Here is an 18,280-nt window from a genome sequence, read left to right on the forward strand (position 1 = left end):
CGCCTCCGCGGGGGCACCTGCATGACCGGTATGCGCCAGGAGGTCCGCCGGCATCCCCCGCGCCGTGGTGCGGGCATGGAATCATGGCGGGCAGTCAACCGGCTGCGGAACGTGTCCGGTTGGCCCGGCAGCTCAGCACATGCAGGGGGAGGCACGATGGCGGACAGCTTCGGTCCGGTACGCGCGGACGACGGCGAGGACCGCCGCGGGGCGGACCCCTCGGGAGGAACCGCCGGCCCGTCGGCCGGGGAGCCCATCAGGGTGCTCGTGGTCGACGACCACGCGCTCTTCCGCCGGGGACTGGAGATCGTCCTGGCGCAGGAGGAGGACATCCAGGTCGTCGGCGAGGCCGGGGACGGCGCGGAGGCGGTGGACAAGGCGGCCGACCTGTTGCCGGACATCGTGCTCATGGACGTGCGGATGCCCCGGCGCGGCGGTATCGAGGCGTGCACCTCGATCAAGGAGGTGGCGCCCTCCGCGAAGATCATCATGCTGACGATCAGCGACGAGGAGGCGGACCTCTACGACGCGATCAAGGCGGGCGCGACCGGGTACCTCCTGAAGGAGATCTCCACGGACGAAGTGGCCACGGCGATCCGCGCGGTGGCCGACGGCCAGTCGCAGATCAGCCCGTCGATGGCGTCGAAGCTCCTCACCGAGTTCAAGTCGATGATCCAGCGGACCGACGAGCGGCGGCTGGTGCCGGCGCCGAGGCTGACGGACCGGGAGCTGGAGGTCCTGAAGCTGGTGGCCACCGGCATGAACAACCGCGACATCGCGAAGGAGTTGTTCATCTCCGAGAACACCGTGAAGAACCACGTCCGCAACATCCTGGAGAAGCTCCAGCTGCACTCCAGGATGGAGGCCGTGGTCTACGCGATGCGGGAGAAGATCCTGGAGATCCGCTAGCCGGCCGCCCGCTCGCCCCCGTCGGGGCGGCCCGGTCAGGCGCCCAGTGCGGTCAGTTCGGCCGTCACCGCCGCTGCCTCGGCGGCGCTCTGCGCCCGCTCCACGCGGACCGCGTCGCAGCCGACCCACTCCGCCGCCTCCCGCAGGGCCCGCGCCATCGCGGGCGAGGCCGCGGGGGAGGTCAGCGAGAGCTGCCGCGCGACCAGCGTGCGGCCCTCGCGGGCCGGGTCGACGCGGCCCTGGAGCCGGCCGCCCGCCAGCAGCGGCATCGCGAAGTACCCGTGTATCCGCTTGGGCTTGGGGACGTACGCCTCCAGGCGGTGCGTGAAGCCGAAGATCCGCTCCGTGCGCGGACGGTCCCAGACCAGGGAGTCGAAGGGCGACAGCAGCGTCGTGCGGTGGCGGCCCCGGGGGGCCGTCGCGAGGGCCGCCGGGTCCGCCCAGGCGGGCTTGGCCCAGCCCTCGACCTCCACCGGGACCAGCCCGGAGTCCGCGGCCACCGCGTCGAACTCCTCCCCCTTGAGCCGGTGGTAGTCCGCGATGTCGGCGCGGGTGCCGACACCGAGGGAGCGGCCGGCCAGGGCCACCAGGCGGCGCAGGCACTCGCGGTCGTCCAGGTCGTCGTGGAGCAGGGCGTCGGGCACGGCCCGCTCGGGGAGGTCGTAGACCCGCTTCCAGCCGCGGCGCTCGCTGCACACCACCTCGCCGGTGTCGAGGAGCCACTCCACCGCGATCTTGGTCTCGGACCATTCGAACCACTCGCCGCCGTTCTTGGCGCCGCCCAGCTCGGTGGAGGTCAGCGGACCGTCCGCCTTCAGCCGGTCCAGGACCGCCTGCGTCGAGCGGTCCTTGTCCTGCAGGACGTGCCAGCGGTGGCCGCGCGCCCGGCGTGCCCGGCGGCGGAAGGCGAAATGCGGCCATTCCTCGATGGGCAGGATGCAGGCCGCGTGCGACCAGTACTCGAAGGCGTGCCGCTCGGTCCAGTAGGCCTTCTCCACGGCGTCCCGGCCGACCGCGCCGAGCCGTGCGTACGGGATCAGCTCGTGCGAGCGGGCCAGCACCGAGATGGTGTCGAGCTGGACGGCGCCCAGGTGGCGCAGGACTCCCCGGACCCCGCCGCGCCGGTCGGGGGCGCCGAGGAAGCCCTGCGCGCGCAGGGCGATCCGGCGGGCCTCGTCGGCGGACAGGGACACGGTCGGCGGCGGCAGGCTGGTCATGCGGCGAGCTTAGGGGCGGCCACTGACAACGGGCCCGCCCGGCAGCGGCCCGGCTTGGACCGTGGGTGCCGGCAGGTACGGCAGGTGGGAGGGCAGGCCCAGGTCGGAGGGGAGCAGGGCGCCGACCCGGCAGTCACGGAGGGTGCCGCGGTGGGAGATCCCGGCGCGCAGGGTCCCCTCCATCCGGAAGCCGGCCTTGTCGGCGACGGCCCGGGAGGCCGCGTTGCCGACGTCGGCCCGCCACTCCAGGCGGCCGGCGCCCAGCTCGGCGAAGGCCCAGCGGGCGGCGGCGCCGACCGCCTCGGTCACGTAGCCGCGGCCCCGGTGCTCCTTCACCGCCCAGAAGCCGATCTCGAACACGGACTCGCCGCGCGGATGCACGCCCACGGCCGCCACCAGCGGGCCCCCGGCACCGAGCCGGACCGCGAAGCTGTACCCGGTGTCCCCGCGCCAGCCCGCCGGCACGGTCTCGTTCACCCAGGTGTCGGCGTGCGCGCGCCCGTAAGGGGAGGGGACCTCGTTCCAGCGCTGGATCTCGGGGTCCTGGCAGGCGGCGTACACCTCGGCGGCGTCCTCGGGGGCGAACGGCGTGAGCACGAGGCGTTCGGTGGTCAGTGTGGTGGGCTCCATGCGTGGATTGTGCTGCGGCCGCGACGCCCGGAGCGAACACTTTTCGGGAATCCGCCCGGGCGATGCGGCACCTTCGGTGTCCCCCGGACGTTCTCAATACGGGCACCCGTGCCCTCTGGGAACGGCGGACCTCCCGACGCGGCCGAGTCCTCGCTTACGATGGCCGTTGCGGTGGGGCCCACCTGCCGTGCCCGTGTACGTACAGTGCCCAGGCCCGACCGGCAAGGAGACAAACCTCGGTGTCCGTCTTCAACAAGCTCATGCGTGCAGGCGAAGGCAAGATCCTGCGCAAACTGCACCGCATCGCGGACCAGGTCAACTCCATCGAAGAGGACTTCGTCAACCTCTCCGACGCCGAGTTGCGGGCGCTCACGGACGAGTACAAGCAGCGCTACCAGGACGGTGAGAGCCTGGACGACCTGCTGCCCGAGGCCTTCGCGACGGTGCGCGAGGCGGCCAAGCGCGTCCTCGGCCAGCGCCACTACGACGTCCAGATCATGGGTGGCGCGGCGCTGCACCTCGGCCACGTCGCCGAGATGAAGACCGGTGAGGGCAAGACCCTCGTCGGCACGCTGCCGGCGTACCTGAACGCGCTGTCCGGCAAGGGCGTCCACCTGATCACGGTGAACGACTACCTGGCCGAGCGCGACTCCGAGATGATGGGCCGCGTCCACAAGTTCCTGGGCCTGTCCGTCGGCTGCATCCTGGCGAACATGTCGCCGGCGCAGCGTCGCGAGCAGTACAGCTGCGACATCACGTACGGCACGAACAACGAGTTCGGCTTCGACTACCTGCGCGACAACATGGCATGGTCGCAGGACGAGCTCGTCCAGCGCGGCCACAACTTCGCCGTGGTCGACGAGGTCGACTCGATCCTCGTCGACGAAGCCCGCACCCCGCTGATCATCTCGGGCCCCGCGGACCAGGCCACGAAGTGGTACGCGGACTTCGCCAAGCTGGTCACCCGTCTGACCAGGGGCGAGGCCGGACAGCCGCTCAAGGGCATCGAGGAGACCGGCGACTACGAGGTCGACGAGAAGAAGCGGACCGTCGGCATCCACGAGGCCGGTGTGGCCAAGGTCGAGGACTGGCTCGGCATCGAGAACCTCTACGAGTCGGTGAACACCCCGCTCGTCGGCTACCTGAACAACGCCATCAAGGCGAAGGAACTGTTCAAGAAGGACAAGGACTACGTCGTCATCGACGGCGAGGTCATGATCGTCGACGAGCACACCGGCCGTATCCTCGCCGGCCGCCGCTACAACGAGGGCATGCACCAGGCGATCGAGGCGAAGGAAGGGGTGGACATCAAGGACGAGAACCAGACCCTCGCCACGATCACCCTGCAGAACTTCTTCCGCCTGTACTCGAAGCTGTCGGGCATGACCGGTACGGCCATGACCGAGGCCGCCGAGTTCCACCAGATCTACAAGCTCGGCGTGGTCCCGATCCCGACCAACCGCGCCATGGTCCGCAAGGACCAGCCCGACCTGATCTACCGGACCGAGGTCGCCAAGTTCGCCGCCGTCGTCGACGACATCGCGGAGAAGCACGAGACGGGCCAGCCCATCCTCGTCGGTACGACGTCGGTCGAGAAGTCCGAGTACCTCTCCCAGCAGCTCTCCAAGCGCGGCATCCCGCACGAGGTGCTCAACGCCAAGCAGCACGACCGTGAGGCGACGATCGTCGCCCAGGCCGGCCGTCGCGGCGCGGTCACCGTCGCCACCAACATGGCCGGCCGCGGTACCGACATCAAGCTCGGCGGCAACCCGGACGACCTCGCCGAGGCGGAGCTGCGCCAGCGCGGCCTGGACCCCGAGGAGCACATCGAGGAGTGGGCGCACGCCCTGCCCGAGGCGCTCACTCGGGCCGAGGCGGCCGTGAAGGCGGAGTTCGAGGAGGTCAAGGGGCTCGGCGGGCTGTACGTGCTGGGCACCGAGCGCCACGAGTCGCGCCGTATCGACAACCAGCTGCGCGGCCGCTCCGGCCGACAGGGCGACCCGGGCGAGTCCCGCTTCTACCTGTCGCTGGGTGACGACCTGATGCGCCTGTTCAAGGCGCAGATGGTCGAGCGCGTCATGGCGATGGCGAACGTGCCGGACGACGTGCCGATCGAGAACAAGATGGTGACGCGTGCGATCGCGTCGGCCCAGTCGCAGGTCGAGACCCAGAACTTCGAGACGCGCAAGAACGTCCTGAAGTACGACGAGGTGCTCAACAGCCAGCGCGAGGTCATCTACCGTGAGCGCCGCCGCGTCCTGGAGGGCGAGGACCTGCAGGAGCAGGTGCGCTTCATGATGGACGACACGATCGACGCGTACATCGCGGCCGAGACGGTCGAGGGCTTCGCCGAGGAGTGGGACCTGGAGCGCCTGTGGGGCGCCTTCCGGCAGCTCTACCCGGTGAAGGTCACCATCGAGGAGCTGGAGGAGGCCGCGGGCGACCGCGCCGGCATCACCGCCGAGTTCATCGCGGAGTCCGTCAAGGACGACATCCACGAGCAGTACGAGGCCCGCGAGAAGGCCCTCGGCTCCGAGATCATGCGCGAGCTGGAGCGGCGCGTGGTCCTGTCGGTGCTGGACCGCAAGTGGCGTGAGCACCTGTACGAGATGGACTACCTGCAGGAGGGCATCGGCCTGCGGGCGATGGCCCAGAAGGACCCGCTGGTCGAGTACCAGCGCGAGGGCTTCGACATGTTCAACGCCATGCAGGAAGGCATCAAGGAGGAGTCCGTCGGCTACCTGTTCAACCTGGAGGTCCAGGTCGAGCAGCAGGTCGAGGAGCTTCCGGTGCAGGACGCGGCGCCGTCGCTGACGAAGGAGCCGGTGCCGGCCGCGCGTCCGGAGATCCGGGCGAAGGGGCTGGACGCGCCGCAGCGTCCGGACCGGCTGCACTTCTCCGCCCCGACGGTCGACGGGGAGGGCGGCGTGATCGAGGGCGACTTCGACAACGACGCCGCCGGTGACGGGATGACGCGGGCCGAGCGCCGCAAGGCGCAGAAGGCCGCGGGTGGGCGTCGCCGCAAGAAGTAGCCCGCTGCCGGGTTGAGCTGTCGGCCGGGGCCGGACACCGTACGGGTGTCCGGCCCCGGCCGTTCTGCCGTCTGGCTCCGCCGGGGTGGCGGTGTGGTGCCGGGTGCGGCGCCGTGGCGGGGGCGCTGCCCCCGGGCCCCCGCGCCTCAAGCGCCGGCGGGGCTGGAGGGGCGGCGGGGCTGGAGACGGTGTGATCTATGGGAGCGGGCCGCGGATTTCCACCGCCGCGCAGCGCCAGCGGAGGTCCGGGCCCTGTTCCAGGCGGAAGGCCATCGCCGTCACGCGGTCGCCGGTGGCGATGCGGGCGAAGGCCTCGATGACGCCCGGGCCGGGGATGAAGCGGCCGCAGCGGCGGACGACCGGGCGCAGGCGCTCGCGCAGCGGGTCCGCGGGCGCCAGGGTGACCAGCTGCTGGTAGGCGGGGCCGACGGTGTGGCCCAGGAGAGAGTGGACCGGGCGCAGGCCGCTCACCACGGCCAGGAGGCGTTCGGCGAACCAGTGGTGCGGGCCCGCCGGGCCCTTGGTGCCCGCGGGAGCAACCGGCCCCGCGGGACCCGCCGGGCGTCGCTGGTCGCGCCGCCCGGCGGGGCGGGTACCGGAGCGGCCCGCGGGCCGGCGGCGGCCGCCGTTGCTGCCGATCGTGCCGCGCGTCGTGGTGTCCATCGCGTTCTGCCCCCGAACAGGCCGGGCCCGGAGCGGTACCGGGCGGTAACTTGATGGAGACCTTCTACGGTCGGCGAACACGCTCCGCAACCACGGCCGAGCGCCGGCCCGCCGCCCGCCCGGTTCACCTATCCGAGTGCCCGCCCCGCCGCCCCCGCGCGGGCCGGGCCGGGCGCCGGATCAGCGGGTGGACGGGCGCCCGGCGCGCCCCGACAGCCCGATGGGGTACGGCGGCCGTCACCATGCCGACCCCTGCCGACCCCCTCCGAGTCGTATCCTGGGTGCGTTTTCCGACTACCGAAAGCAGCCGGCCATGCGTGTGTACGTCCCCCTGACCCTCCCCGCGCTCGCCGAGGTGCACAAGGCGGGTGAGCTGGGCCCCGCCCCGCTGCGGGCGTACGCCGTCACCCCCGGGCTGCGCGAGTGGTACGTCTCGGACGACATCGAGGAGCTGGAGTACGCGGCCCTGGGCCGGGCGGCGGCCGCCTCGCTGCGGCTGCTCGCCGCCGACCCCGGCGCACCCCGCCGACGCGTCGTGGTCGCCCTCGACGTGGACGACAAGGCCGCCACCGCCACCCCGGGGGTCGACGAGGCCGCCCTCGGCCAGGTGAGCCTCGCCGCCGCCGTGCGCCTGACCGTGGCTGCCGCGGTGCACGTGGACGCCGTCGACGCCGCCGAGGACGTCGCCGCCGCCGCGCTGGCCCTGCCCGCCGCCGACGGCGGGGACGAGGACGCGCGGTTCACCGTCGACGGGGCCGAGGACCACGAGCTGCTGTGGTTCGGCGTGCAGGAGATCCCGGGGCTGCTGAAATGACCCGCACGCACCACATCGTGTGGGACTGGAACGGCACGCTCCTCCACGACATCGACGCCGTGATCATCGCGACGAACGCCTCCTTCGCCGAGCTCGGCTTCGCGCCGATCACCCTGGAGACGTACCGCGAGCTGTATGTCGTACCGGTGCCCAAGTTCTACGAGCGCCTCATGGGACGGCTGCCCACCGAGGAGGAGTGGCTCGTCATGGACGAGACCTTCCACCGCCACTACTGGGCCGCCGCGGCGGACTCCGGGCTCGCCGACGGCGCCCGGGAACTGCTCCGGGACTGGCAGCACGACGGGCTCACCCAGTCCCTGCTCTCCCTCGCGCCCCACGACAAACTCGTGCCGCTGGTACGGGCCCACGGCATCGACGGGCACTTCGTGCGCGTCGACGGGCGGACCGGCCCCTCCCACACCTCCAAGGCGGGACATCTCGTACGCCACCTGCAGGCCCTCGACGCGACGGGCGTGACCGCCGACCGTACGGTCCTCATCGGAGACGCGGTGGACGACGCCCTCGCGGCCGCCCACGTGGGCGCCCGCGCGGTCCTCTACACGGGCGGTTCGCACAGCCGCCGCAGTCTGGAATCAGCCGGAGTGCCCGTCGTGGACAGCCTGGCCGAGGCCGTTCTGACAGCTCGCGAGCTGGCCGAATAGCGACTGGCCAGGCCGCTGCACGGACGGCCTGCCACGTCGCTGGCCAGAGTGTCAAAGTTCCACCCCAAGATTTGTACAGATGCGGCGAATGACGACTTGGGGGTAGGTCGGGATAGCCTTGTACCCGTGATCAGCGCGATATCCCTCGGGGGCACTGGAGCCTCCGGCCTGCGCCCGGCGCACGACAGTGCCCGGGCCATCGCTGATCCCCGCCACCGGGAGCGCCAGCCGATCTTGGCTCATTCCCTCCCGGTCGGCTCTCACGACGGCATAGCGTCGATTCGGAACGGACACCCCGCCTCGCGGCGCTATGTCATTCCTTCCTTCACCTACGTCACGCAATGGCGCGCGACAGGAGCCAGAGGACATGCAGACCAAGCTGGACGAAGCAAAGGCCGAGCTGCTCGCACGGGCGGCCCGGGTAGCTGAGCACAGCCCGGCCGGGGGGCTACTTCCGACTGGGTCCGAGCAGGGAGAGCGTCCGGACCGGGACGCGGTCCTCTCCTACCTCCAGCGCTACTACCTGCACACGGCGCCCGAGGACCTCACGGACCGGGACCCGGAGGATGTATTCGGAGCCGCGCTCTCCCACTACCGACTGGCCGAGAACCGGCCGCAGGGCACCGCGAACGTGCGCGTGCACACCCCCACGGTGGAGGAGAACGGCTGGACCTCCAGCCACTCCGTCGTCGAGGTCGTCACCGACGACATGCCCTTCCTCGTGGACTCCGTGACGAACGAGCTGTCCCGCCAGGGCCGCGGCATCCACGTCGTGATCCACCCGCAGGTCGTCGTCCGCCGTGACGTCACCGGCAAGCTGATCGAGATCCTCGGCCCCGACTGCGACGCCCACGGCCCCCGCACCGCGCGCCCCCACGACTCCCTCGTCGAGTCCTGGATCCACGTCGAGATCGACCGCGAGACCGACCGCGCCGACCTCAAGCAGATCAACGCCGACCTGCTGCGCGTCCTGTCCGACGTACGCGAGTCCGTCGAGGACTGGGAGAAGATGCGCGACGCCGCGCTGCGCATCGCCGAGGGCCTGCCCGACGAGCCCACCGCCCCGGACCTGCGCGAGTACGAGCTCGAAGAGGCCCGTGAGCTGCTGCGCTGGCTCGCCGACGACCACTTCACCTTCCTCGGCTACCGCGAGTACAACCTCGTCGACGGCGACTCCCTGTCCGCCGTGCCCGGCACCGGCCTCGGCATCCTGCGCTCCGACCCGCACCACAGCGGCAAGGACGACGGCCACCCTGTCTCGCCGTCGTTCAACCGGCTGCCGGCCGACGCCCGCGCCAAGGCCCGCGAGCACCGCCTGCTGGTGCTGACCAAGGCCAACAGCCGCTCCACCGTGCACCGTCCCTCGTACCTCGACTACGTGGGCGTCAAGAAGTTCGACGCCGACGGCAACGTCATCGGCGAGCGCCGCTTCCTCGGCCTGTTCTCCTCCGCCGCGTACACCGAGTCCGTGCGCCGCGTGCCGGTCATCCGCCGCAAGGTAGCCGAGGTCCTGGAGCGGGCCGGCTTCTCGCCGGCCAGCCACGACGGCCGCGACCTGACGCAGATCCTGGAGACCTACCCGCGCGACGAGCTGTTCCAGACCCCGGTCGACCAGCTCCAGTCCATCGTCACCTCGGTTCTCTACCTCCAGGAACGCCGCCGGCTGCGGCTGTACCTGCGCCAAGACGAGTACGGGCGCTACTACTCCGCGCTGGTCTACCTGCCGCGCGACCGCTTCACCACCGGTGTGCGGCTGCGCCTGATGGACATCCTGCGCGAGGAGCTCGGCGGCATCAGCGTCGACTTCACCGCCTGGAACACCGAGTCGATCCTCTCCCGCATCCACTTCGTCATCCGCGTCCCGCAGGGCACCGAGCTGCCCGTGCTGACCGACGGCGACGTCGAGCGCATCGAGGGCCGCCTCGTCGAGGCGGCCCGCTCCTGGGCCGACGGCTTCGACCAGGCCCTCAACGCCGAGCTCGGCGAGGAGCGCGCCGCGGAGCTGCTGCGGCGCTACGGCACCGCCTTCTCCGAGGGCTACAAGGCCGACCACTCGCCGCGCGCCGCCGTCGCCGACCTCGTGCACCTGGAGAAGCTGCGCGGCAGCGACAAGGACTTCGCGCTGTCGCTGTACGAGCCGGTCGGCGCCGGCCCCGGCGAGCGCCGCTTCAAGATCTACCGCGCCGGTGAGCAGGTCTCCCTGTCCGCCGTCCTGCCGGTGCTCCAGCGCCTCGGCGTCGAGGTCACCGACGAGCGCCCGTACGAGCTGCGCTGCTCGGACCGCACGAACGCGTGGATCTACGACTTCGGTCTGCGGCTCTCGGCGGGCGACCTCGGCGACGACGCCCGCGAGCGCTTCCAGGACGCCTTCGCGGCCGTCTGGAACGGCCAGGCCGAGAACGACAACTTCAACTCCCTCGTGCTGAGCGCCGGCCTGACCTGGCGGCAGGCAGTCGTCCTGCGCGCGTACGCCAAGTACCTGCGCCAGGCCGGCTCCACCTTCAGCCAGGACTACATGGAGGACACCCTCCGCAACAACGTCCACACCACCCGGCTGCTGGTCTCGCTCTTCGAGGCCCGGATGTCGCCCGTCCGCCAGGCCGCCGGCAGCGAACTCGTGGACGCCATGCTGGAGGAGCTCGACGGGGCCCTGGACCAGGTCGCCTCGCTCGACGAGGACCGCATCCTGCGGGCCTTCCTCACCCTCATCAAGGCGACCCTGCGCACGAACTTCTTCCAGCTCGACTCCCAGGGCGAGCAGCACGCCTACGTGTCGATGAAGTTCGACCCGCAGGCCATCCCGGACCTGCCGGCGCCGCGCCCGGCGTACGAGATCTGGGTGTACTCCCCGCGCGTCGAGGGCGTCCACCTGCGCTTCGGCAAGGTCGCCCGAGGCGGCCTGCGCTGGTCCGACCGCCGCGAGGACTTCCGTACGGAGATCCTCGGCCTGGTCAAGGCGCAGATGGTCAAGAACACCGTCATCGTGCCGGTCGGCGCAAAGGGCGGCTTCGTCGCCAAGAACCTCCCCGACCCGTCGGTGGACCGCGACGCCTGGCTCGCCGAGGGCATCGCCTCGTACAAGATCTTCATCTCGGCGCTGCTCGACATCACCGACAACATGGTCGCCGGCGAGGTCGTGCCGCCGCGGAGCGTGGTCCGTCACGACGAGGACGACACCTACCTCGTCGTCGCCGCGGACAAGGGCACCGCGACGTTCTCCGACATCGCCAACGGCGTGGCGGAGTCCTACGGCTTCTGGCTCGGCGACGCCTTCGCGTCGGGCGGCTCGGCAGGCTACGACCACAAGGGCATGGGCATCACCGCCCGCGGCGCGTGGGAGTCCGTCAAGCGGCACTTCCGCGAGCTCGGCCACGACACCCAGACCCAGGACTTCACCGTCGTCGGCGTCGGCGACATGTCCGGTGACGTCTTCGGCAACGGCATGCTGCTCTCCGAGCACATCCGCCTGGTGGCCGCCTTCGACCACCGGCACATCTTCATCGACCCGACCCCGGACGCGGCGGTCTCGTACGCGGAGCGCCGCCGGCTGTTCGAACTGCCGCGCTCCTCGTGGGCCGACTACGACACCTCGCTGCTCTCCACGGGCGGTGGCATCCACCCGCGCAGCGCGAAGTCCATCCCGGTCAACGCACACGTCCGAGAGGCCCTGGGCATCGAGACGGGCGTCACCAAGATGACCCCGGCCGACCTGATGAAGGCGATCCTGCAGTCCCCGGTGGACCTGCTGTGGAACGGCGGCATCGGTACGTACGTCAAGGCGACGTCCGAGACGCACGCCGACGTCGGCGACAAGGCCAACGACGCCATTCGCGTCAACGGCTGCGACGTGCGGGCGCAGGTCATCGGCGAGGGCGGCAACCTGGGCCTGACGCAGCTCGGCCGCATCGAGTTCGCCCGCAGCGGCGCCGGCGGCGAGGGCGGCAAGGTCAACACCGACGCCATCGACAACAGCGCCGGCGTGGACACCTCCGACCACGAGGTGAACATCAAGATCCTGCTCAACGCGGTCGTCACCGACGGTGACATGACCGTCAAGCAGCGCAACAAGCTGCTCGCGCAGATGACCGACGAGGTCGGCCGCCTGGTGCTGCGCAACAACTACGCGCAGAACACCGCGCTGGCCAACGGCTCGGCCCAGGCCCCCAGCCTGCTCCACGCCCAGCAGCGCTTCATGCGCCGCCTGGAGAACGCCGGACTGCTCAACCGCGAGCTTGAGTTCCTGCCCACCGACCGGCAGATCCGCGAACTGCTGAACAACGGCAAGGGGCTGACCCAGCCGGAGCTGGCGGTGCTGTTCGCGTACACGAAGATCACGACGGCGGACGAGCTCATCGCCACCGAGCTGCCGGACGACCCGTACCTGCGCCGCCTGCTCTTCGCGTACTTCCCGGCGGCCCTGGGCGACAAGTTCTCCGAGCAGATCGACGCGCACGCGCTGCGCCGCGAGATCATCACGACGGTCCTGGTCAACGACACCGTCAACACCGGTGGCTCGACCTTCCTGCACCGCCTGCGCGAGGAGACCGGGGCCTCCACGGAGGAGATCGTCCGGGCGCAGCTCGCGGCCCGTGAGATCTTCGGCCTCGCCGAGGTGTGGGACGCCGTGGAGGCGCTCGACAACAAGGTGGCCGCGGACGTCCAGACCCGGGTGCGCCTGCACTCGCGCCGCCTGGTCGAGCGCGGTACGCGCTGGCTGCTCAACAACCGGCCGCAGCCGCTCCAGATCACCGAGACCATCGCCTTCTTCGGCGAGCGGGTGGCCGGGGTGTGGGCGGAGCTGCCGAAGCTGGTGCGCGGTGCGGACCTGGAGTGGTACCAGCTGGTCATGGACGAGCTGACCGGCGAGGGCGTGCCGGAGGAGCTGGCGGCGAAGGTCGCCGGGTTCTCCTCGGCCTTCCCGACGCTGGACATCGTCGCGATCGCGGACCGGACGGGCGTGGACCCGCTGGGTGTCGCCGAGGTGTACTACGACCTCGCCGACCGACTGGACATCACGCAGCTGATGGACCGGATCATCGAGCTGCCGCGGGCCGACCGCTGGCAGTCCATGGCCCGCGCGTCCATCCGTGAGGACCTGTTCGCGGCGCACGCGGCCCTGACCGCGGACGTGCTGTCCGTGGGCAACGGCACCTCGACTCCCGAGGAGCGCTTCAAGGCGTGGGAGGAGAAGAACGCGGCGATCATCGGGCGGGCCCGGACGACCCTGGAGGAGATCCGGGGCTCGGACGCCTTCGACCTGGCGAACCTGTCGGTGGCGATGCGGACCATGCGGTCGCTGCTGCGCGCGCACAGCTGATCGTCTCGGCGTAGCCGAACGGGCCGGGCCCGGGACCATGTCGGTCCCGCGCCCGGCCCGTTCGCGTGGTCCGCGGGTGCGGCGCCGTTGCGTGGGCGCTGCCGCGGGTCCCCGCGCTTCAAGCGCCGGCGCGGCTGGAGTTCTCGTAGGCGGCGCAGACTTCGTCTGCCGGGCCGTCCATGCGCAGGACGCCCGAGTCCAGCCAGATCGCGCGATCGCAGGTCTCGCGGACCGTGTGGACGGCGTGGCTGACCAGGAAGACGGTGCCGGCCCGCTCCCGGAGCTGCTCGATGCGGGCCTGGCTGCGCCGCTGGAAGGCCGCGTCGCCCGTGGCCAGTGCCTCGTCGATCATCAGGACGTCGTGGTCCTTGGCGGCGGCGATGGAGAACCGCAGCCGGGCGCCCATGCCGGAGGAGTACGTCCGCATCGGCAGGGAGATGAAGTCGTCCTTCTCGTTGATGCCGGAGAAGTCGACGATGTCCTGGTAGCGCTCGCGGATCTGCTGGCGGGACATCCCCATCGCGAGGCCGCCCAGGATGACGTTCCGTTCGCCCGTCAGGTCGTTCATCAGGGCGGCGTTCACGCCCAGCAGGGACGGCTGGCCGTGCGAGAAGATCCGCCCGCGGGCCACCGGCTGGAGGCCGGCGACGGCTTTGAGGAGGGTGGACTTGCCCGAGCCGTTGGAGCCGATGAGACCGATGGCCTCGCCCTCGTAGGCGGTGAAGGAGACGCCCTTGACCGCGTGCACCTCCCGCATGCCGGGGGCGGCCCCGCGGGAGAAGATGCGGCTGAGCGCCGACGTGGCGCCGCCCTTGCGGGCGCCGGTGCCGTGGACCTGGTAGATGACGTGGACCCCGTCCGCGATCACGGTGGGGACCCGGGTGCCGGTCCCGGCCGTGCTGGCCGGCCTGGCCGTACCGGCCGTACTGGTCTTCGTCGCGGTGTCAGCCACGTCCGTACGCCTCCTCTGCCTTCCAGAAGTAGATGAACCCGCCGACGCCCGCGAGCAGCGCCCAGCCGGCGGCCAGCAGCCACACGTGGTGCGGGAGCGCGTGGGCGGGGAAGCTGTCGATCAGCGCGAAGCGCATCAGGTCGATGTAGACGGCCGGGGGGTTGGCCTTGAGGGCCGTCAGCGCCCAGTGCGGCAGGTGGTTCGTGCTGAGCATCTGGTCGATGGACCACATGACGCCCGAGGCGTACATCCACGTACGCAGGACGAACGGCATCAGCTGGCTGACGTCGGGGCTCTTGCTGCCGATGCGCGCCATGATCATGGCGCAGCCGGCGGCGAAGAGGGCCGTCAGCAGGAGCGTCGGTACGGCCAGGAGCCAGGCCGCGCCGGGCCTTTGGCCGAAGGCCAGCAGCAGGATCACCAGTGCGGCCATGGAGACGAGCAGCTGCTGGAAGAGCTGCACGACGGTGGAGAGGGGCAGGCTCGCGCGGGGGAAGTGCAGTGCGCGGACCAGGCCGAGGTTGCTGTGGACGGCGCGGGTGCCGGCGTTGACGGAGCTGCTGATGAAGTCCCAGACGAAGATGCCGGTGATCAGGAAGGGGACGTAGTCCGGCACGCCGTGGCTGGCCTTCAGCACGATGCCGAAGATGAAGTAGTAGACCGCCGCGTTGAGCAGCGGGGTCACCAGGTGCCAGACCTGGCCGAGCTTGGCCGTGCTGTAGGTGGCCTGCATGCGGGCGTTGGCGTAGGCGGTGACGAAGTGGCGGCGCTGCCAGAGCTGCTCGATGTAACGGGGGAGCGTCGGGCGGGCGCCGCTGAGCGTGAGGTCGTGGGCGGCCGCCAGCTGCGCGATCTCCGCGGAGGTGGCGGGCGCGGTCGTGGATGCGGTCGCGGTGGTCACTGGTTCGCTTTCGACGTGGGTCGGGACGGGTCCGTATCGTCGCTACGGCGAGGCTAGGGGGTTGACCGACGGAACGCAACCGTATCGTCGTGACGGGCCGCGGCTATGCTCTGTGCATGACCACGGACCGCGCCCCCTCCGCCTCCGCCCGCCGCGCCCCCGCCGGCGCCGCCGTCCTGCGTGAGGACGTGACGGAGGCGATCCGCAACGCGGTGCTGGAGGAGCTGGCCGCGGTCGGGTTCTCCCGAATGTCCATCGAGGGCATCGCACGGCGTGCCGGGGTCGGGAAGACCGCCGTGTACCGGCGCTGGAAGTCCAAGCTGCACCTGGTGCTCGACCTGGTCGGCGCCTTCGCGGCGGACGGCCTGCCGGTGCCGGCGACCGGCTCGCTGTACGGCGACGTACGCGCCCTGCTGGAGGTCATGTCACACGTGCTGCGGCACCCGGTGGCCTCCGCGGTGATCCCGGACCTCCTGGTCGAGGCCTCCCGCAACCCGGAGATCGCGGACGCGGTCCGCGGCGCCCTCCTGGACGGCCAGCACCGCATGGCCCACGGCATCGTCGCGGACGCCGTCGCCCGCGGCGAACTCCCGGCGGACATCAGCCCCGACCACGCCCTGGACCTGCTGATCGGCCCGCTCTACTGGCGCCAGGTCGTCGTCCGCGACGCGGTGACGCCCGCCCACCTGGACACCCTGGCCCACCAGGTGGTCGCCGGCCTGAAGTCGGCCTCCGGCACCGCCTGACGGGCCCCGCCCCGCGGCTCCGGCCCCGCGCCGTGAACGCCGAACGGCCGGACGTGCCCGTCCTCGTCCTACGGCCAGACGTGGGCCAGGGCCGCCTCCGGGCTGCGGGACGGCGCGGGGGCCGACGGGGTGGGGGCGCGGTCCGGCAGGGGGATCACCGGTGGGGTCGGGGTCTGGTGGCCCAGGAAGACCCGGCGGACCACGCGTTCCGCCGCGTGGCCGTCGTCGTAGGAGCAGAAGCGGGCGCGGAAGGCCGAGCGCAGTTGGGCGGAGCGGGAGCCCTGCCAGTGGCCCGTGGTGAAGATGTCCACCAGCTCGTCCTGGGTGCGGGCGATCGCGCCCGGCGGACACGACCGCAGGTCGAAGTACGTGCCCCGGGCCGCCTCGTAGGCCTCCCAGTCGTCCGCGTGGATCACGATCGGCCGGTCCAGCGCCGCGTAGTCGAACATCAGGGACGAGTAGTCCGTGACCAGGGCGTCGGAGGCGAGGCACAGCTCCTCCACCGACGGGTACGAGGAGACGTCCACGAGGCGCGGGTGGGGATCCCACGGGCGGTCGGCGTCCGCGTACGTCAGGTGCGTGCGGACCAGCAGCGTGAAGCGCGGGCCCAGGTCCTGCAGGAGCCGCTCGAAGTCCAGGTGGTCCGGCCGGCTGCGGCGGTAGTCGCGGTGGGTGGGCGCGTACAGGATCGCCGTCGAGCCCGCCGGGATCCCCAGCCGCTCGCGCAGCTCCAGGACCTCCGTGCGGGTCGCCCGGTGGAAGACGTCGTTGCGCGGGTAGCCGTATTCGAGGGTGGTGTAGGAGGACGGGACCGCCTTCTCCCACACCAGGGTGGAGTGCCGGTTCGCGGAGAGCAGGTAGTCCCACTGGTCGGCGCCGCGCAGCAGGCCCGCGAAGTCCCGGGTCGGGGTGGCCGCCGGCCGGTCCTGGAGGTCGAGGCCGACCCGCTTGAGCGGGGTGCCGTGCTGCGTCTGGAGGAGGACCTGGCCGCGCCGCTTGACCAGCGCGCGGTCGAAGTTGACGTTCGTGACCAGGTACCCGGCCCGGGCCAGGGCGCTCCAGTACGCCGCCGAACCGGGGCGCAGCGCCACCGTCTCCCGCGGGAGCGTCGAGGTGTGCGCCGGGTCGCAGATCCACGCCGTCCGCATCCGGGGCGCCAGTTCGCGCAGTTTGGCCTCGATCGCCGCGGGGTTGCAGGCGTAGCCGCCGTGCCAGTACGCGGAGAAGACCGCGAGCTCCGGGCGCAGGGGCAGCAGCCGCTGGATCCGGTAGTGCAGCCGCAGCGAGGACTCGCGCAGGCCCCGCCCCAGGGCCGAGGCGGCCCGGCCCAGCGCCAGCCCCGCCGAGCGCAGCGCCGACAGCAGCCGGTAGCTGCGGCGGGCGCCCAGCCGCATCAGGGCGTGCCGGATCCGGTCGGTCCGCGCCAGGGACAGCGGCAGCGAACTGCGGCCGCCCGGGGCGCGGTAGCGGCGCAGCAGGGCGGAGGCCCGGGCGAAGAACTCGGCTCGGCTCTCGCGGGGGAGGCGGCGCGGGTCGGCGTGGACGGCGCAGAAGTGCTCGGCCATCCGGCGGTGCAGGGTGGAGCGCCAGCGCTCCAGCTCGGGCCGCCCGGTGAGGTACCCGAAGACCCGGTCGTACTGGTCGAAGATCTCCAGGTGGCGGGCGGTGCGGGTGGTCGTGATCGATCCGGTGCGCCGCTGACGGTAGTGCACGCAGACGCGGTCCAGGACGGCGACGGACTCCGCGGCCAGCAGCGCCGGGTAGGTCCAGGGGGTGTCCTCGTAGAGCCCCGGCGGGAAGGAGAGGCCCTCGCGCTCGACGTACTCCCGGCGGTACGCCTTGTTCCACACCACCATCAGCATGGCGAGCAGGGCGGGCCGGTCGGCGAGCCTGAAGCTGGCCGGGCCCTCCTCGGACAGCCGGTGCGAGAGCCGGTTGCGTTCGACGTCCCCGGACCAGTAGGCGCGCGCGTAGTCGTAGACCAGGACGTCGGGGGAGCCGGTGGCCTTCAGCCGGTCGGTGACGGCCTGCAAGGCGCCCGGGGTGAGGGTGTCGTCGCCGTCGAGGAAGATCACGTAGTCGCCGGTGGCCCGGGCCAGGCCCGCGTTCCGTGCCGGCCCCAGCCCCACGTTGTGCGCCAGGTGCACCGCGGTCACCCGGGCGTCGCGGGCCGCGCACTCGTCGATGATCGAACCGCAGGCGTCGGGGGAGGCGTCGTTGACGGCGATCAGTTCCAGGTCCGAATAGGACTGCGTCAGGACCGAGTCCAGTGTCTCCTGGAGATAGGCCTGGACCTTGTACGCGGGCACGATGACGCTGAACCGGGGCACGGCACATCCAGGGGTCGGCGCGGGCATATTGCCCAGGAACCACCGGCGTGGCGATCGGGTTACGCGGTGTCCGGCATTCGGGTTACGCAGCGTCAACGCTGCACGTC

General features: G+C 71.5%; 12 protein-coding genes. 6 read left to right on the plus strand and 6 right to left on the minus strand.

The window, feature by feature from the left end:
- Window positions 1-156 precede the first annotated feature (156 nt).
- On the plus strand, window positions 157-909 hold the full coding sequence (locus ACZ3X1_RS29870) for a response regulator transcription factor (RefSeq protein WP_356815785.1): 753 nt from the start codon (window positions 157-159) through the stop codon (window positions 907-909).
- A 35-nt stretch (window positions 910-944) separates the two neighbouring features.
- Here the strand turns inward: ACZ3X1_RS29870 and ACZ3X1_RS29875 are convergent, their stop codons facing one another.
- Both ACZ3X1_RS29875 and ACZ3X1_RS29880 read right to left on the minus strand, forming a co-directional pair.
- The gene (locus tag ACZ3X1_RS29875; protein ID WP_467281674.1) at window positions 945-2,126 is read right to left on the minus strand and encodes a winged helix-turn-helix domain-containing protein; all 1,182 of its coding nucleotides are present in this window, start codon (window positions 2,124-2,126) and stop codon (window positions 945-947) included.
- Window positions 2,127-2,135: 9 nt separating this feature from the next.
- The gene (locus ACZ3X1_RS29880; RefSeq protein ID WP_467281676.1) at window positions 2,136-2,756 is read right to left on the minus strand and encodes a GNAT family N-acetyltransferase; all 621 of its coding nucleotides are present in this window, start codon (window positions 2,754-2,756) and stop codon (window positions 2,136-2,138) included.
- Between the two features lie 239 nt (window positions 2,757-2,995).
- Between ACZ3X1_RS29880 and secA the strand changes: the two genes are divergently transcribed.
- Window positions 2,996-5,788 carry a preprotein translocase subunit SecA gene (secA, locus tag ACZ3X1_RS29885; RefSeq protein ID WP_467281678.1) on the plus strand — a complete coding sequence of 931 codons (2,793 nt, stop codon included), beginning with the start codon at window positions 2,996-2,998 and terminating at the stop codon, window positions 5,786-5,788.
- Window positions 5,789-5,983: 195 nt separating this feature from the next.
- Here the strand turns inward: secA and ACZ3X1_RS29890 are convergent, their stop codons facing one another.
- Window positions 5,984-6,451, minus strand: a complete 468-nt coding sequence (locus tag ACZ3X1_RS29890; RefSeq protein WP_356815351.1) for an Rv3235 family protein — start codon at window positions 6,449-6,451, stop codon at window positions 5,984-5,986.
- Window positions 6,452-6,764: 313 nt separating this feature from the next.
- Between ACZ3X1_RS29890 and ACZ3X1_RS29895 the strand changes: the two genes are divergently transcribed.
- From ACZ3X1_RS29895 to ACZ3X1_RS29905, 3 genes are all read left to right on the plus strand, one after another.
- Window positions 6,765-7,265, plus strand: a complete 501-nt coding sequence (locus ACZ3X1_RS29895; RefSeq protein ID WP_467281680.1) for a DUF6912 family protein — start codon at window positions 6,765-6,767, stop codon at window positions 7,263-7,265.
- A complete protein-coding gene (locus ACZ3X1_RS29900; protein WP_467281682.1) occupies window positions 7,262-7,927 on the plus strand; it encodes an HAD family hydrolase in 666 nt (221 codons plus the stop codon). The genes ACZ3X1_RS29895 and ACZ3X1_RS29900 overlap by 4 nt, the downstream gene beginning before the upstream one ends.
- 367 nt (window positions 7,928-8,294) lie before the next feature.
- The gene (locus ACZ3X1_RS29905; RefSeq protein ID WP_467281684.1) at window positions 8,295-13,244 is read left to right on the plus strand and encodes an NAD-glutamate dehydrogenase; all 4,950 of its coding nucleotides are present in this window, start codon (window positions 8,295-8,297) and stop codon (window positions 13,242-13,244) included.
- A gap of 118 nt (window positions 13,245-13,362) precedes the next feature.
- On the opposite strand, the gene ACZ3X1_RS29910 is transcribed toward ACZ3X1_RS29905, so the two are convergent.
- Entirely contained in the window at window positions 13,363-14,196 is an 834-nt protein-coding gene (locus ACZ3X1_RS29910) for an ABC transporter ATP-binding protein (protein ID WP_436840880.1), read from the minus strand.
- Window positions 14,189-15,097, minus strand: coding sequence for an ABC transporter permease (locus tag ACZ3X1_RS29915; protein WP_390073782.1), 909 nt, complete (start codon window positions 15,095-15,097; stop codon window positions 14,189-14,191). The genes ACZ3X1_RS29910 and ACZ3X1_RS29915 overlap by 8 nt, the downstream gene beginning before the upstream one ends.
- A gap of 116 nt (window positions 15,098-15,213) precedes the next feature.
- Here ACZ3X1_RS29915 and ACZ3X1_RS29920 point away from each other — a divergent pair, with 116 nt between their 5' ends.
- Entirely contained in the window at window positions 15,214-15,843 is a 630-nt protein-coding gene (locus ACZ3X1_RS29920; RefSeq protein WP_356815356.1) for a TetR/AcrR family transcriptional regulator, read from the plus strand.
- A gap of 68 nt (window positions 15,844-15,911) precedes the next feature.
- Here ACZ3X1_RS29920 and ACZ3X1_RS29925 read toward each other — a convergent pair whose 3' ends face one another.
- Window positions 15,912-18,173 carry a bifunctional glycosyltransferase/CDP-glycerol:glycerophosphate glycerophosphotransferase gene (locus ACZ3X1_RS29925; protein ID WP_467281689.1) on the minus strand — a complete coding sequence of 754 codons (2,262 nt, stop codon included), beginning with the start codon at window positions 18,171-18,173 and terminating at the stop codon, window positions 15,912-15,914.
- Window positions 18,174-18,280 lie beyond the last annotated feature (107 nt).

Source organism: Streptomyces sp. NPDC023541, from assembly GCF_055559995.1.